The following is a 13133-nucleotide window of genomic DNA, read 5'->3' as shown; positions in this document are numbered from 1 at the left end:
ACAACCATGGCCAACATCACCCGTATCGATCCGTTCGACGACCTGTTCCGCGGTTTTTTCGTGCGTCCGGTGGACTTCAATGGCGCGCCGGCCCAAACTCCATCGATCAAGATGGATGTCCAGGAGCAAGGGGATAGCTACCTTGTTCATGCCGAACTGCCTGGCGTGAAGAAGGAAGACATTCATGTCGTAGTCGAAGGTAATCTCGTCTCAATCAGCGCTGAAGTGAAGCAGGAAAAGGAAACCAAGGAAGGCGACCGGGTGCTGCGTTCGGAACGCTATTTCGGCAAGGTTTCCCGTTCCTTCCAGTTGGAGCAGGATCTGGATGACACCAAGGCCGCGGCCAAATTCAATGATGGCGTGCTTGAACTGACCTTGCCGAAGCGCATCGCCAGCCCGAGCAAGCGGCTGACCATCAGCTGAACCACGCCACACGCCATCGATCAGGCCGGACCCCGTTCCGGCCTTTTTCTTTGTACAATCCGCGGCGATTCCATCCGGAGCCTGCCATGAGCATCGAAGACCTCTCCCCCGGCACCAAGGCCGCCGTCCTGGCCGAAGCCCTGCCCTACATCAAGCGTTTCCACGGCAAGACCATTGTCGTCAAATACGGCGGCAACGCGATGACCGACGAGCACCTGAAAAACTGCTTCGCGCGCGATGTCGTGCTGCTCGAACTGATCGGCTTCAATATCGTCGTCGTACACGGCGGCGGCCCGCAGATCGAGAACCTGCTGACCCGCGTCGGCAAGAAAGGTGAATTCGTCCAGGGCATGCGCGTCACCGATGCCGAAACCATGGAAGTCGTTGAAATGGTCCTCGGTGGCCAGGTGAACAAGGACATCGTCAACCTGATTAACCAGCACGGCGGAAAGGCTGTCGGCCTGACCGGCAAGGACGGCAACTGCATCCGCGCCCGGAAGCTGATGCTGGAGAACAAGGAAAACCCGGGCGACCTGATCGACGTCGGGCAGGTCGGCGAAATCACCCAGGTCGACCCGTCGCTGATCGACCACCTCGACAAGGGAGCCTTCATTCCGGTTATCGCCCCGATCGGTGTTGGCGAAAACGGCGAGACCTACAATATCAATGCCGACGTTGTTGCCGGCAAGATCGCCGAAGTCTTGAAGGCGGAAAAGCTCGTACTACTTACCAACACGCCGGGCGTCCTCGACAAGGAAGGCAAACTGATCACCGGCATCACGCCCAAGCAAATTGACGAGATGGTCGAGGACGGTACGCTGTCCGGCGGCATGCTGCCGAAAATCGGCTCCGCGCTCGACGCCGCCCGCAATGGTGTGAAGGGCGTGCATATCATCGACGGCCGGGTCGAGCATGCACTGCTGCTCGAAATCCTGACCGACCACGGTGTCGGCACCATGATCAAGTCGCACTGAGGCGATTACGACACCCACCAAGCCCGCAGCAGCGGGCTTTTTCATTTCACCATGACTCCAGCACCGAACTTTGCTGGACTACGCCGAAGCCCGATACAGCAGGTTTATCAATAACTTAGGCGAGTTCAACATATGCCGGTGCTTTCCGAAACCTGACCTGGCTTCCCTTCTGCTGGCCCCTACAAGGCTCCTGGGAATCGGGTCTTTCCGAGGAGTCATCATGGCGAAGATCAAGCTCACCAAGTCCGCAGTCGATGCGGCACAACCCCAGGCGCAGGCCGTCGAACTCCGGGACACGATGGTGCCCGGCTTCCTATGCAAGGTTACACCAGCGGGCCGCAAGGTCTTCATGGTTCAGTACCGCACGAACGCCGGTGAACGCCGCAAGCCCGCCTTGGGCCTGTACGGGGAATTGACGGTTGAACAAGCCCGCTCGCTGGCGCAAGAGTGGCTGGCCGAGGTTCGCCGAGGCGGCGACCCCGGCGCGGCCAAAGCCGCCGCCCGAGCAGCCCCCACGGTCAAGGAACTGTGCGAGAAGTTCATGGAGGACCACTCCAAACAGCGCAACAAGCCCAGCACCCAAGTCGGCTACCAGAAGTGCATCAATAACAACATCATTCCGCTGCTCGGCCGCATGAAGGTGCAGGACGTGAAGCGCCCGGATATTGCAGGGGCGATGAAGAAGATGGCGCACAAACCGGCGGACGCGAACCGCACATTCAGCGTGATGCGCAAGATGTTCAACCTGGCCGAGGTGTGGGGTTACCGGCCTGATGGCACCAACCCGTGCCGCCATGTCCCGATGTACCCCAACGGCAAAGCCACCCACCTCATCAGCGATGAGGAAATGGGCAAGCTGTTCCGGCATCTCGACTATCTGGAAGCCGACGGGCTGGGGCTGGACCACGCGATCCTGCCGCTGGCCATCCGGCTGCAATTCGAGTTCGCGGGCCGGCGCTCCGAGATCGTCACTCTTCAATGGGATTGGGTGGATCTGGAGAACCGGCGCGTGGTCTGGCCCGACAGCAAGACAGGCGGCATGTCCAAGCCCTTGAGCGAGGAAGCCTTCCGGCTGCTGTCCACCGCGCCGCGCCAGGACAATTGCCCGCACGTCTTCCCGTCCCCTAACCATCCGGGGCAGCATCTGACCACGGGCGAGTATTACGGCGGCTGGACACGCATCCTCAAGCGCGCCGGCGTGAGCCACGTAGGCACCCACGGCATCCGGCACCGCTCGGCCACCGACATTGCCAACTCAGGTATCCCGGTCAAGGTCGGCATGGCGCTGACGGCGCACAAGACCGTGGCGATGTTCATGCGCTACGTCCACACCGAGGACAAGCCGGTACGCGAGGCGGCCGAACTGGTAGCAAACCGGCGCAAGGCGATTACCGGGGCGCGGTATGCCGAGGAGGTGGTGGCATGACCACGCGCAAAACATCGGTTGCATCGTCCACAGCGCCTTTGGTGCTGCTGGGCGACATTCGGGCGCTGATCGAGGCGGCGCGGCAGCGCACCGCCTCGGCAGTCAATGCGGAATTGACCCTGCTGTTCTGGCGCATCGGCCAGCGCATCCATACGGAAGTGCTGGCCGGCCAGCGGGCCGGGTACGGCGAGGAAATCCTGCCGACCCTGGCCGCGCAGCTTGTCCAGGATTACGGCCGCAGCTTCGCGGACAAGAACCTGCGCCGGATGGTGCAGTTTGCGGCTACCTACCCGGACGAGCCAATTGTCGTGACGCTGTCACGACAATTGAGCTGGTCGCATTTCGTGGCCTTGCTGCCGCTGAAAGACTCGCTTCAGCGGGACTACTACGCGCAGATGGCTAACGCCGAACGCTGGAGCGTGCGGACGCTGCGCGAGCGCATCGACTCGATGCTGTACGAGCGCACGGCGCTGTCCAAGAAGCCGGACGAGATGATCGCGCAGGAACTGGCGACGATGCACGATGCCCAGCGTATGTCGCCCGCCCTAGTCATGCGCGACCCGTACATCCTCGACTTCCTGGGTCTGCAGGACACCTGGCAGGAAGGCGACTTGGAGGCGGCGATCATCCGCGAAATGGAGTCCTTCCTGCTGGAGCTGGGCGTGGGCTTCACGTTCGTGGCCCGTCAGAAACGCATCCAGATCGACGGCGACGATTTTCACCTCGACCTGCTGTTCTACAACCGCAAGCTGCGACGGCTGGTAGCAGTGGAGCTGAAGGTCGGCGAGTTCAAGGCCGCGTACAAGGGGCAGATGGAGCTTTACCTGCGCTGGCTTGACAAGCACGAACGGGAGCCGGAAGAAGCCTCGCCGCTGGGCATCATTCTCTGCACCGGCAAGAAGTCCGAGCAGATCGAGCTACTGGAGTTGGACAAATCGGGCATCCACGTTGCCGAGTATCTGACCACCTTGCCGCCGCGTGCGGTGTTGGCCGAGCGGCTGCATCAGGCCACCCAGCGGGCGCAGTTGGAGATCGAGCAGCGCAAGACGGACGGCACCTCGCCCTGATAGCAGCATTTGGGCACGGCGGAGCGGAGCGCCTTCACGCTCTCGGCCGTTGTCCCGCGCTTGATGCCGAATCACTGCGTTTCGGCTTTGAACTTTCACGCATTCCGGCCGCCTCGGTCCAACGCGTACTGCGCACTTTCATTGCGCACAAGTAAGAAAAAGTAATGTACGATTGACGTACATCGTCAATATTTTTGACCTGACGTTAGTCAAGCACTGAAAGCAAGGGCGACAGCCCGTTCATTCTGAAGCGCAACATGACGGTAGCAGTCCATCATCCGGGTGAAATTCTCGCCCAACGGCTTGAAGCCGTTGGCGTGTCGCCGACTGAGCTGGCGCGTCAACTCGACGTTCCCGCCAATAGGATCACTCAGATCATCAACGGCAAGCGCGGGATCACTGGCGACTCGGCGTTGCGACTCGCCCACTGGTTCGGAGATACCCCACAGTTCTGGATGAGCTTGCAGGTGCAGTGCGACCTGGAGATTGCGGAAGCTGAGTCGGGACGATCTATCAGCTCACTCCCCACGGGGCCAACCGCTCGCGACGCCAATGCCAACAGGCATGCGAAGACCGTGTAGGAAAGGATTTATGACAAGGGAGAACAAAACCTTTTCTCACATCGGTGATGTGTGTTTGAGGGCTAGTGCATGACTGACGGGTCAGCCGACATCACGTTCCACTATCCACCGGAGCTATTCAATCTTCTTGTGGATATTCTGCCGCTGCTCAATCGCTCGAAAACCGACGTGCTGGTTTTCTTTCGAGGCGCAGGTGTGTCTGACAGCATGACCTCTGACATCGCAGCCCGCTTGAAGGCCGCGCCGAAAGATGTCAACAAGTATCAGATGGCGCGCACTGTGCTTGAGCGCCTCAACGCAAAGGGGGAATCTGCTCTGCGAGAGCGGCGAGAGGTGCTGCGACGCGTTGTGGACTTTGCAAACTTCGACTCGTGCTGGCCAGATGACCAACTCAAAGCAAAGGGCCTCGTCGCCAGCATCCGCGAAGTCGTCAACCAGAAGGACGCCTTCACACGCATGAACAACGCTCGCGAAGAGGAGCGGCAAGCGCGCCTTGCCGAGACGCAGCGGATCACGGCGGAGAAGCGCGAGCGCACTGCCAGGATCGAGAATGCCAAGCAGGATTTGTATGCGCTGTTTGGCTCCACGGCGACTGCACAGCAACGCGGCAAGATGCTGGAAGCCGCCATCAACAATCTCTTTCAAGCCTACGACGTTCTTGTCCGCAAAGCCTTCCACCTCGTTGGCGAGGCCGGAGAAGGAATCGTGGAGCAAATTGATGGGGTTATTGAACTCGGCGGCACCCTGTACTTCGTTGAGATGAAGTGGTATCGCGATCCGGTAGGCAAGCCCGAGATTTCAGAGCATCTTGTTCGCCTCATGTCGCGCGCCGAGGTGCGTGGCATCTTCATTTCTGCCAGTGACTACACAGAACCCGCGATTCACACGGTACGCGAGTTCCTGCAACACAAGGTCTTGATCCTCTCGACGCTTCAAGAGATCGTGTATTTGCTCAATCAGCAGGACGACCTTGCTGAGTTCTTCACGAAGAAAATCCAGGCGGCGCAGATACACAAGAACCCGTATTTCCGCCCTCATGACGTTCAAGGAGGTGGCGGGTCATGACAGCGAATTGGAAAGACATCAACAAGCCACCAAGCCCTGCAAATGCGGTCACCGCTGCGCAGGTGGCGAATGGCCCCGTCATTCCGCCGCAGCAAAGGCTGTTGACCTATTCGCCGGTCGAGTGGGAAGGGTTCGTTGAAGAGTGGGCCTACTATTGCCTCGCAGCGAAGTACAAGCACGTCCAGCGCTTTTCGGGTGCTGGCGACATGGGGATCGACGTTGCCGGGTTCGTTGACGACGCGCGCTTGAAGGGCGCCTGGGACAACTACCAGTGCAAACACTACGACCATGCCCTCAGGCCCAGCGACGTCTGGGCCGAGTTTGGCAAGGTTATCTGGTATTCATACACCGGTGAATACACAGCTCCCCGCTGCTACTTCTTTGTTTCGCCGCACGGTGCCGGCACATCACTCAGCCGTCTGTTTTCGAATGCTACGAAGCTGCGCGAGGAGTTGATTGCAAACTGGGATAAGAACGTAAAAGATGCGATCACTAGCACACAAACGGTGCCACTCGACGCAAAGCTCCGCGCCTACGTAGACGCCTTCGACCTCTCCATCTTCGACGCCAAGACCGCACTGCAGCTCGTTGACGATCATCGCACTACGCCGGCTCACGCCGCGCGCTTCGGTGGCGGACTGCGACCGCGACCTGCTTCGGAAAAGCCTCCTCAAGAGGTCGCTTCCGCCGAAAGTCGCTATGTGACGCAGTTGCTCGGCGCATACGGTGAGCACACGGGGGCGGTCGTGACCGACCCCTCTGGGCTGTCTGTGCAGAAGCTCAAAGATCACTTCCGTCGTCAGCGCGAAGCGTTCTACGAAGCAGAGTCACTGCGCGTCTTCGCCCGCGATGGTGTCCCGCCTGGCACCTTTGAGTCCTTGCTCGACGACATTCACGACGGCGTTATCGACACACACGACGCGAGTCATGCCGATGGCTACGTAAAGGTCTGCGCCGTAACCAAGGCGGCCCGCGACATGCAAATCACGGCGAATGCCCTCATCACCTGCACGAACCCCAAAGACCGGGATGGAATCTGCCATCAGCTCGTGAATGAAGATCGCCTACGGTGGACACGATCATGAACCAGGAGCGTAAGCCGATCACCTTCAATGGTCCGCTTGAGGCCGGTATCCGCGCGGTCTCGATTCTGGGCGCTGCCTACCCGCAAACCTATGACCTCCAGCGGCTCGTCGCGCTTGACTACCTACTTGTCCATACAGGCGATCTCGACGGTCCGGAAAATTTGCATCCTCCGACGCCGACGCCCTCTGCTGAAATGCTCGTGCGCCGCAAACTGGTCGAGCAGTCGCTGCTTCTGATGATGACCCGTGACCTGGTGGCGCGTGAGGTTACAGCCGACGGCATCAAGTACGGTGCGGGCGAGAACGCCACCACGTTTCTGTCGTCGGTGTCTTCCAACTACCTGGTAGCCCTCAAGGAGCGTGCCACTTGGCTTGTCGAAGCCATCGGTGGTCTCACGGACGAACAATTTAAGAGCATGATGCGCCGATTTTTCGATAAATGGGTCGAGGAATTTCACCACGTTGAGCAAAGTCTGGGGGGAGAAGCATGACAGCAGCAACTCCCGGTTTCCGCCTGCGTTTTCTCGGCTTCTACGGGCCGCAGAAGCAGCCATCAAGTGTCACCTTCGGTCCCGGCCTGAATGTCATCTATGGCGCGTCGAACACCGGGAAATCTTTTATCGTTGAGGCTATCGATTTCATGCTCGGTGGCAAGCCGCCCCTGCGTGACATTCCGGAGCGTGTCGGATACGACCTCATTCTTCTCGGACTTGAGACACTTGACGGTAAGCCCTTCACGCTCTGGCGCAGTATGGACGGCGGCGGTTTTCGGCTCTATGACGGTTTGCATCAGACGCCACCTGCGACCGACATTTCATACAAGCAGCTTGACGATAAACATAGTGAGAGGAATGACGCAAACCTTTCCTCCTTCTTACTGGAGCTGTGCGGTCTTCGCGGCAAGCGCGTCCGCAAGAATTCCAGGAACGAAACCAACAGCCTGAGCTTTCGCAACATTGCGCGCCTGATGATCGTCGACGAGACGGAGATCACGCAACAAAGCTCCCCTCTGTTTGATGGCAATCCCACCGCCAATACGCCCAACCTCGCAACGTTCAAGCTACTTCTGACGGGCACGGACGACTCGGCGCTGGTCGCGAACAACAAGAGCGAACCGGAAGAACTGTCGCGTGAGGCACAGCTACAACTTCTTGATCAGCTTCTTGACGACTACCGCGAGCGGCTCAGGGAGCTGACCAAAAGCCCGAAGGAGTTAGAGGAGCAGTTAGAGAAGATCGACACCTCGCTGCGTCAGCAGGCGGGCCAAGTGAACACCACTGAAGCAGAATTCCAGGAAGCTGCGGGGAAGCGACGTGAACTGCGAAAAAAACTGGAGGAAAGCCGCGAGCGACGAGCAGAGGTCGGGGCGATGCTTGAGCGGTTCAGCCTGCTAGACAAGCACTACGTATCCGACATCGAACGGCTGCGTGCTATTGAAGAAGGAGGGACACTGTTTAACGTGCTAGGTGGTGGGCACTGCCCCCTTTGTGGTGCAGCGCCCGCTCATCATCGCGCCGATGCCGAATGCAACGGGGATACCGATGCTGTCGTTCAGGCTGCCCGGATGGAGATCGCTAAGATCGAAGTACTGCGAGCAGAGCTTGCAGCCACTGTCCGCAATCTTGAGCGTGAGAGTGTCAGCTTCGATCGTAGGCTACCTTCAGTCGTTCAGGAATTGGGATCAATTTCCGACGCTGTGGAAGAACTGATCGCACCTAGGCTTTCGACCCTTCGCAAGTCCTATTCTGATTTCGCCGACAAACGCGCCGAGGTGCGTGAGGCATTGGCACTCTACGCCACCGTACAAGACATGGAGCGCCGCCGTGCCGATCTTGAGAAGGGCGCCGAGGGCGAGAAGGCTGGGGCGCTTGCTAACACAGACCTCCCAACCACTGTGACTCACAGCTTTGCCAAGACTGTTGAGAACATTCTGACGGGCTGGCACTTTCCAGAAGCCGGGGATGTGTATTTCGACTCCAAGACTCGCGATCTTGTCATCGCCGGCAAGTCGCGCAGTGCTTTTGGTAAGGGCCTTCGCGCAATCACGCACGCGGCCTTCACGCTCGGGCTGCTAGCGTTCTGTCGAGCGCGCCAAACGCCGCACACTGGGTTCGTTGTTCTTGACTCTCCCTTGCTCGCGTATCGGGAGCCTGATGGGACGGAAGATGATTTGACCGGCACTGATCTTCAGGAGCAGTTCTATGCCTACCTTGAAGCATTGCCCATCGACACACAGGTAATCGTGGTCGAAAACACTGATCCGCCTGATGCAATCATGAAGCGCGAGCAGTCACTGATGTTTGGTAAGAATCCACATCACGGCAGATACGGCTTGTTCCCTTTTGTGGCTGATTCAGGAGGATGATGTCTTAGTGCTGGGTGCACACCCCTGCGACGTGGAGCTACCCGGTCCCGCCAGGCTCGACTGCGATCAGGTCGGACAGATCGACACTGGTTTTCAATGACGCGCACAGGTTCATTGCGATGTAAGCGGGCAGCACTTCGAGCCGGCGATCTCCGTTGAGGTAGGTGCATTCAATGCGACAAGTCGCACCTTCATCGATCACCGCCAGCGACGCGACAGGGAATCGCTCTTTCGCCGTTTGATATCCTCTTCGGTGAGATGGGGCTTCTCGTCTTCCATAGTCCGAACCGCATGCCGTTTGGGGAGGCTGGCGAAGAAGCCCGGTTCCTCTGCGGTGCGTTGCAGGTCGGAGCCGTAGTAGTGCATGCCGCTGTAATACTCGATGCACTGATGAAGGGCCTGAAACCACCTGGGCTCCCAGTACGAGAGCCGTGTGGTGCCATCGAACATGGCGAACTTGATGCAGACGCTTTCTACGGAGCCGGAACCCACGAAGGCAGTGATGAAGCTGCTCACGAGATTTCGCTTGCTCCCGACCTTGCGTTTTTCGATACGCATCCTGCATCACCAAATCCGACATAAGGTTCTTCGGTCTTGGCGACAAGCACGTTTGTGGACTCCACTTCTTGCGCCACATGCCCGGCAAAGCCACCCAGTTCTCGCCATGTCATCCATCGAGCCCCGCTGTCGTTTGAATCATCAAAACGAACATCGGGCTGAAACTCGGGCCGACGCTCAAGCTCGCCGGCAACGCAAAGCCGACTTCGACATATGGGCTCGTGCCCGCAGGATCGGTCATCGCCGCCTGGAAGGCGAAGCACATCAAAAATTCGCAATCATGGTGCTGCGCCTCGCTGCCAAAGTCGATGGAAATCAGTCGCCATTCGCCATCCTCCATACCGAGCGGGACGAGGAGTTGGCGCGCCCGCGCCTCAAGATAGGCACGGCTTTGCACGATCGCGATGGCTTTCTCAATCCCGATGGAGCTGGGCTTGCCTGCCACATCGGCAACGACGACTTCAGTGTTGTCGGGAAGCACGGCCATCCACTCGTCATACGGAGGTGTACCGAGCCGATGAATCGGCAAGAACTCGCTGGGAATGACGAGCATTGTCAGATCGTGCAGGTTCGAGGACAACAGCGATCTCGTGCAGCGATCAGTGCGCGATGACGGCTGCGGCAGCACGAGTGACGCGACTTTCCAGACGATTGCAATACTCGATGGCCTCGATCGTTGCCCGCCGGAAGTGGTCGCCAGTTGAAGCCTGCACGGCGGCAGCGGCTGCCACCTCTCTCGCCGATCTGGCAGTGCATGCCAACCGCGCCAGTACCGCATCAGCTTCGATTCGGTAATGCCCTCCGAATTGCGCATGCTTCTGCGTGAGACGTGCAAGCTGGTCGCGGAGCCAAACGTCGCCGAGGTCTGCATAGGTACTTGGCTGGATCAATCGGATGAACATGGCGGACTCCTTGCGTGAAGCCAAAGCCGGCGACGTGCCGGGCTCATGGCAGTGAGACGTTCCATGTCTCGCTTGGAATCAAGCGTAGTGATTCGCCTCCGTTCGCGCTCTCTGTTTCTTGCGCTCGAAATATCCAGTCTTGAGTACGCGATACCAAGCTGAAGCGTCTGGCTTCGCTGGTGAAGGCTTCACATGCTGACGCCCCTCTCTTGGCCGCGGTTTAGTCGGTGAGCGAGTTGGTACGTCTCCGACCGATGAATCGGTCGGCCGCGCTCTCGTGCTGCGCATCGAGCCTCGCTGCGCGAGTCTCGTCCCATGCGGGCTTCCATCACTGACGCCTCCTGCCCGGCTCACTGATCCGGGCCTGCGCGCTCCGCTTGCCAAAAAATCCGAGTGTGTGCAGTGGGCGGGTGTGGCGGTCTTGCTGTTCCCTTCACCGTATCACGGCGTTCTCGCCGTCAAGGGCGGCGCGCTTTTGCGCGCTGGCGTCCTGGCGGCCGTCTGCGACCCCTGACTGCTTGCGCTGCGCCGTGCTGGCCACGGTTCCGGGCAATTCCGCCCGAGCAACCGGAGCACGATCATGTCGCAACTGTCCTTCTCCTCGTTCGATGCCTCGCTGATGGTGCGCGATGCACAAGGCCGCTACCTGCTGGCGACGGCAGACCAGATTCTGGAGGCCGCGCGCCAAGCCATCGAGCACAAAATGCAGCGCGGTGCATCGTTCAGTTCGCCGGCGGCGGTCAAGGAGTACCTGCGCGCCAAGCTGGCTGGCTTCGAGCACGAAGTGTTCTCGGTGCTGTTCCTCGATTCGCAGCATCGTTTGATCGAGTATGCCGAGATGTTCCGCGGCACCATCGACAGCGCATCGGTGTATCCGCGCGAGCTGGTCAAGGAGGCGCTGCGGCTCAATGCGGCGGCGGTCATCGTTTCGCACAACCATCCGAGCGGCAATCCCGAGCCGAGCGCCGCTGATCGGGCGCTGACGCAGCGGCTCAGGGAGGCACTCGCACTAGTGGATGTTCGCACGCTGGATCACATCATCGTGGCGGGCAGCAGCACCACATCCTTCGCCGAGCGCGGCCTGATCTAACCAAGGGGGCTTCGGCCCCCTTTTTGCTGCGCCCGGCGGCGCAACTCCGGCCCTCGCGGGCCTGCGCGTGCTGCGCACTTGCCGAAAACCGAGTTGCGTGGACGTACGAGGGAGGCGGTCTTGCTGTTCCCTTCATCGTGCCACGGCGTTCTCGCCGTCAAGGGCTGCGCGCCGCTGGCGCTGGCGTCCTGGCGGCCGTCGTTGCCCCCTGACTGCTTGCGCTGCGCCGTGCCCCGGAAGGGTCGGGCAATTCCGCCCGGCAACCTTTCAGGAGTTCACCATGAACTGCGCATTCATCACCGACGAGCAGCGCGTCGTGCTGCTGGCCAATGGCCGCGAATCCTTGCAGAACCCGGACTTCGATCCGGCACCCGTGGTCAAGCTGTTCACGCCGGATGCCGGCGCGACCTGGCTGTTGACCGAGATTGATCCCGATGACCACGACCACGCCTTTGGTCTTTGTGACCTGGGCCTGGGGATGCCGGAAATCGGCTGGGTCAGCCTGGGCGAACTGGCAACCGTGAGCGGCGCGCTGGGCCTGCCAATCGAACGAGACCTGTCTTTCCGGGCCGAAAAGCGGTTGAGCGCCTATGCGCGCGATGCGCGGCTGGCCGGGCGAATCGTCCAATGATTTGCGCGGGGCGTCGCAAGAAGCCCCGTTCAAGGTCTCAGCAGATCCGGCAGGCAGTCGGCGAATGCCGGCTGGATCTTGCTCACGGGCTTGGCCACGGCTTCATCGCCGGTGAGAACTGCCATCGTCATGCCGGTCATGGTCATCAGACCGTTCGAGCTGCGCAGCACTTGCAGCGCAAGATCGACCGGGAAGCCGTCGGCACTACGCCGCAGCGGATGAATGCCGCCATGCACGAATGAGTTCATGCCGTGCCAGGTCACATCCTTGAAGTGCAACAGCATCTGGTGCGCGGCTGCCGGCGCGCCTTGTCCGACTCGCTTGCCGATCTGCTCAATCATTTCGCTGGCGCCAGGCAAGTTCTTGGCTGCCTGTTCGCTCTGCTGCGTCAGTGGCGCCAGCAACTTGTCGATCGCTGCGTCGCTAGCTGCGTAGAGCAGCCACATTGCCCGTGTCAGGGCCTCGAACTGCAGGCGCATGAGGCCGACGGCAGACGTGGGCAGTCGCAGCGACATCAACGCTCGCATTGCCGCCGCATGTTCCATAGCCACCAAGCACATGCCGAGGGCTGATTCGCCACGGGGCGATCCATCGAACTCGGCATTGCCCAGCAATTCATCCAGCCGTTCGTGCAAGGCATTGGAGCGGTGAAGCATGTGCTCCAACGGGTCGTTGTTGATGATGGTTTCTTCCATAGAGGGATGGTAGGACGGTCGTGCGTCCCCGGCCAAGCAGACATGGCCGGTCGCGCTGTCGTGCTTCGCATCGAGCCGCCTGCGGCGTCTCGCCCCTGATGGGCTTCCATCGTTCCCTCGCTCCGCTCGGCTGACGCCTCCGGCCCGGATTCCTAGATCCGGGCCTGCGCGCTTCGCTTGCCGTGCGGTCGGCGTGTTGAGGGGCCGTTGCCATGTCCAGCCGTCTCCCCTGACTTCATCACCTTCACCGCGACTGTAGCCCGCGCCCGTG

Annotated in this window: 15 protein-coding genes; 11 read left to right on the top strand and 4 right to left on the bottom strand. The window is 60.1% G+C overall.

The genetic code is table 11. The annotated features are described in order from the left end of the window. The first annotated feature begins 6 nt into the window (after positions 1 to 6). From K420_RS0107985 to K420_RS0107945, 9 genes are all read left to right on the top strand, one after another. The gene (locus K420_RS0107985; RefSeq protein WP_027457588.1) at positions 7 to 423 is read left to right on the top strand and encodes an Hsp20/alpha crystallin family protein; all 417 of its coding nucleotides are present in this window, start codon (positions 7 to 9) and stop codon (positions 421 to 423) included. 86 nt (positions 424 to 509) lie between these two features. Further along, positions 510 to 1397, top strand: coding sequence for an acetylglutamate kinase (argB, locus tag K420_RS0107980; RefSeq protein ID WP_027457587.1), 888 nt, complete (start codon positions 510 to 512; stop codon positions 1395 to 1397). A gap of 220 nt (positions 1398 to 1617) precedes the next feature. Next, positions 1618 to 2823, top strand: coding sequence for a tyrosine-type recombinase/integrase (locus K420_RS0107975; RefSeq protein WP_010792627.1), 1206 nt, complete (start codon positions 1618 to 1620; stop codon positions 2821 to 2823). Next, positions 2820 to 3890, top strand: a complete 1071-nt coding sequence (locus K420_RS0107970) for a PDDEXK nuclease domain-containing protein (RefSeq protein WP_010792628.1) — start codon at positions 2820 to 2822, stop codon at positions 3888 to 3890. The genes K420_RS0107975 and K420_RS0107970 overlap by 4 nt, the downstream gene beginning before the upstream one ends. A 257-nt stretch (positions 3891 to 4147) precedes the next feature. Further along, positions 4148 to 4471: a HigA family addiction module antitoxin gene (locus K420_RS0107965; protein WP_027457586.1), complete on the top strand. Its 324-nt coding sequence runs from the start codon at positions 4148 to 4150 to the stop codon at positions 4469 to 4471. Positions 4472 to 4540: 69 nt separating this feature from the next. Continuing rightward, positions 4541 to 5536 (top strand): restriction endonuclease, encoded by a 996-nt coding sequence (locus tag K420_RS0107960; protein ID WP_010792629.1) that lies wholly within the window; start codon positions 4541 to 4543, stop codon positions 5534 to 5536. Beyond that, on the top strand, positions 5533 to 6621 hold the full coding sequence (locus tag K420_RS20695; RefSeq protein ID WP_010792630.1) for an ABC-three component system protein: 1089 nt from the start codon (positions 5533 to 5535) through the stop codon (positions 6619 to 6621). Before K420_RS0107960 ends, K420_RS20695 begins: the two co-directional genes overlap by 4 nt. Continuing rightward, entirely contained in the window at positions 6618 to 7112 is a 495-nt protein-coding gene (locus K420_RS0107950) for an ABC-three component system middle component 2 (protein ID WP_010792631.1), read from the top strand. Before K420_RS20695 ends, K420_RS0107950 begins: the two co-directional genes overlap by 4 nt. Further along, entirely contained in the window at positions 7109 to 8986 is a 1878-nt protein-coding gene (locus tag K420_RS0107945) for an AAA family ATPase (RefSeq protein ID WP_010792632.1), read from the top strand. The genes K420_RS0107950 and K420_RS0107945 overlap by 4 nt, the downstream gene beginning before the upstream one ends. A gap of 198 nt (positions 8987 to 9184) precedes the next feature. On the opposite strand, the gene K420_RS0107935 is transcribed toward K420_RS0107945, so the two are convergent. From K420_RS0107935 to K420_RS0107925, 3 genes are all read right to left on the bottom strand, one after another. Beyond that, positions 9185 to 9544, bottom strand: a complete 360-nt coding sequence (locus K420_RS0107935; protein ID WP_010792633.1) for a hypothetical protein — start codon at positions 9542 to 9544, stop codon at positions 9185 to 9187. Positions 9545 to 9653: 109 nt separating this feature from the next. After that, positions 9654 to 10124 carry a hypothetical protein gene (locus K420_RS20690; RefSeq protein WP_194286655.1) on the bottom strand — a complete coding sequence of 157 codons (471 nt, stop codon included), beginning with the start codon at positions 10122 to 10124 and terminating at the stop codon, positions 9654 to 9656. Between the two features lie 19 nt (positions 10125 to 10143). Next, positions 10144 to 10446 (bottom strand): hypothetical protein, encoded by a 303-nt coding sequence (locus K420_RS0107925; protein WP_010792635.1) that lies wholly within the window; start codon positions 10444 to 10446, stop codon positions 10144 to 10146. Between the two features lie 580 nt (positions 10447 to 11026). Here K420_RS0107925 and radC point away from each other — a divergent pair. After that, a complete protein-coding gene (radC, locus tag K420_RS0107915; RefSeq protein WP_010792636.1) occupies positions 11027 to 11536 on the top strand; it encodes a RadC family protein in 510 nt (169 codons plus the stop codon). A gap of 280 nt (positions 11537 to 11816) precedes the next feature. Further along, complete coding sequence (locus K420_RS0107910; RefSeq protein ID WP_010792637.1) at positions 11817 to 12167, top strand: DUF2958 domain-containing protein; 351 nt, start codon at positions 11817 to 11819, stop codon at positions 12165 to 12167. Between the two features lie 29 nt (positions 12168 to 12196). Here the strand turns inward: K420_RS0107910 and K420_RS0107905 are convergent, their stop codons facing one another. Next, entirely contained in the window at positions 12197 to 12862 is a 666-nt protein-coding gene (locus tag K420_RS0107905; RefSeq protein ID WP_010792638.1) for a DUF6988 family protein, read from the bottom strand. Positions 12863 to 13133: the final 271 nt, after the last annotated feature.

Source organism: Dechloromonas agitata is5 (assembly GCF_000519045.1).
Taxonomy (GTDB): Bacteria; Pseudomonadota; Gammaproteobacteria; order Burkholderiales; family Rhodocyclaceae; genus Azonexus; species Azonexus agitatus.
The sequence above is the reverse complement of the archived record's forward strand: the minus strand, read 5'-3'. Positions and strand labels throughout refer to the sequence as shown.

Bases quoted from the DNA above. Each gene is read 5' to 3' on its own strand.
- K420_RS0107985 (WP_027457588.1), top strand. From the start codon at position 7: ATGGCCAACATCACCCGTATCGATCCGTTCGACGACCTGTTCCGCGGT.
- K420_RS0107925 (WP_010792635.1), bottom strand. From the start codon at position 10,446: ATGTTCATCCGATTGATCCAGCCAAGTACCTATGCAGACCTCGGCGAC.
- K420_RS0107945 (WP_010792632.1), top strand. From the start codon at position 7,109: ATGACAGCAGCAACTCCCGGTTTCCGCCTGCGTTTTCTCGGCTTCTAC.
- K420_RS0107935 (WP_010792633.1), bottom strand. From the start codon at position 9,544: ATGCGTATCGAAAAACGCAAGGTCGGGAGCAAGCGAAATCTCGTGAGC.
- K420_RS20695 (WP_010792630.1), top strand. From the start codon at position 5,533: ATGACAGCGAATTGGAAAGACATCAACAAGCCACCAAGCCCTGCAAAT.
- K420_RS0107970 (WP_010792628.1), top strand. From the start codon at position 2,820: ATGACCACGCGCAAAACATCGGTTGCATCGTCCACAGCGCCTTTGGTG.
- K420_RS0107910 (WP_010792637.1), top strand. From the start codon at position 11,817: ATGAACTGCGCATTCATCACCGACGAGCAGCGCGTCGTGCTGCTGGCC.
- K420_RS0107965 (WP_027457586.1), top strand. From the start codon at position 4,148: ATGACGGTAGCAGTCCATCATCCGGGTGAAATTCTCGCCCAACGGCTT.
- radC (WP_010792636.1), top strand. From the start codon at position 11,027: ATGTCGCAACTGTCCTTCTCCTCGTTCGATGCCTCGCTGATGGTGCGC.
- K420_RS0107905 (WP_010792638.1), bottom strand. From the start codon at position 12,862: ATGGAAGAAACCATCATCAACAACGACCCGTTGGAGCACATGCTTCAC.
- argB (WP_027457587.1), top strand. From the start codon at position 510: ATGAGCATCGAAGACCTCTCCCCCGGCACCAAGGCCGCCGTCCTGGCC.
- K420_RS0107950 (WP_010792631.1), top strand. From the start codon at position 6,618: ATGAACCAGGAGCGTAAGCCGATCACCTTCAATGGTCCGCTTGAGGCC.
- K420_RS0107960 (WP_010792629.1), top strand. From the start codon at position 4,541: ATGACTGACGGGTCAGCCGACATCACGTTCCACTATCCACCGGAGCTA.
- K420_RS0107975 (WP_010792627.1), top strand. From the start codon at position 1,618: ATGGCGAAGATCAAGCTCACCAAGTCCGCAGTCGATGCGGCACAACCC.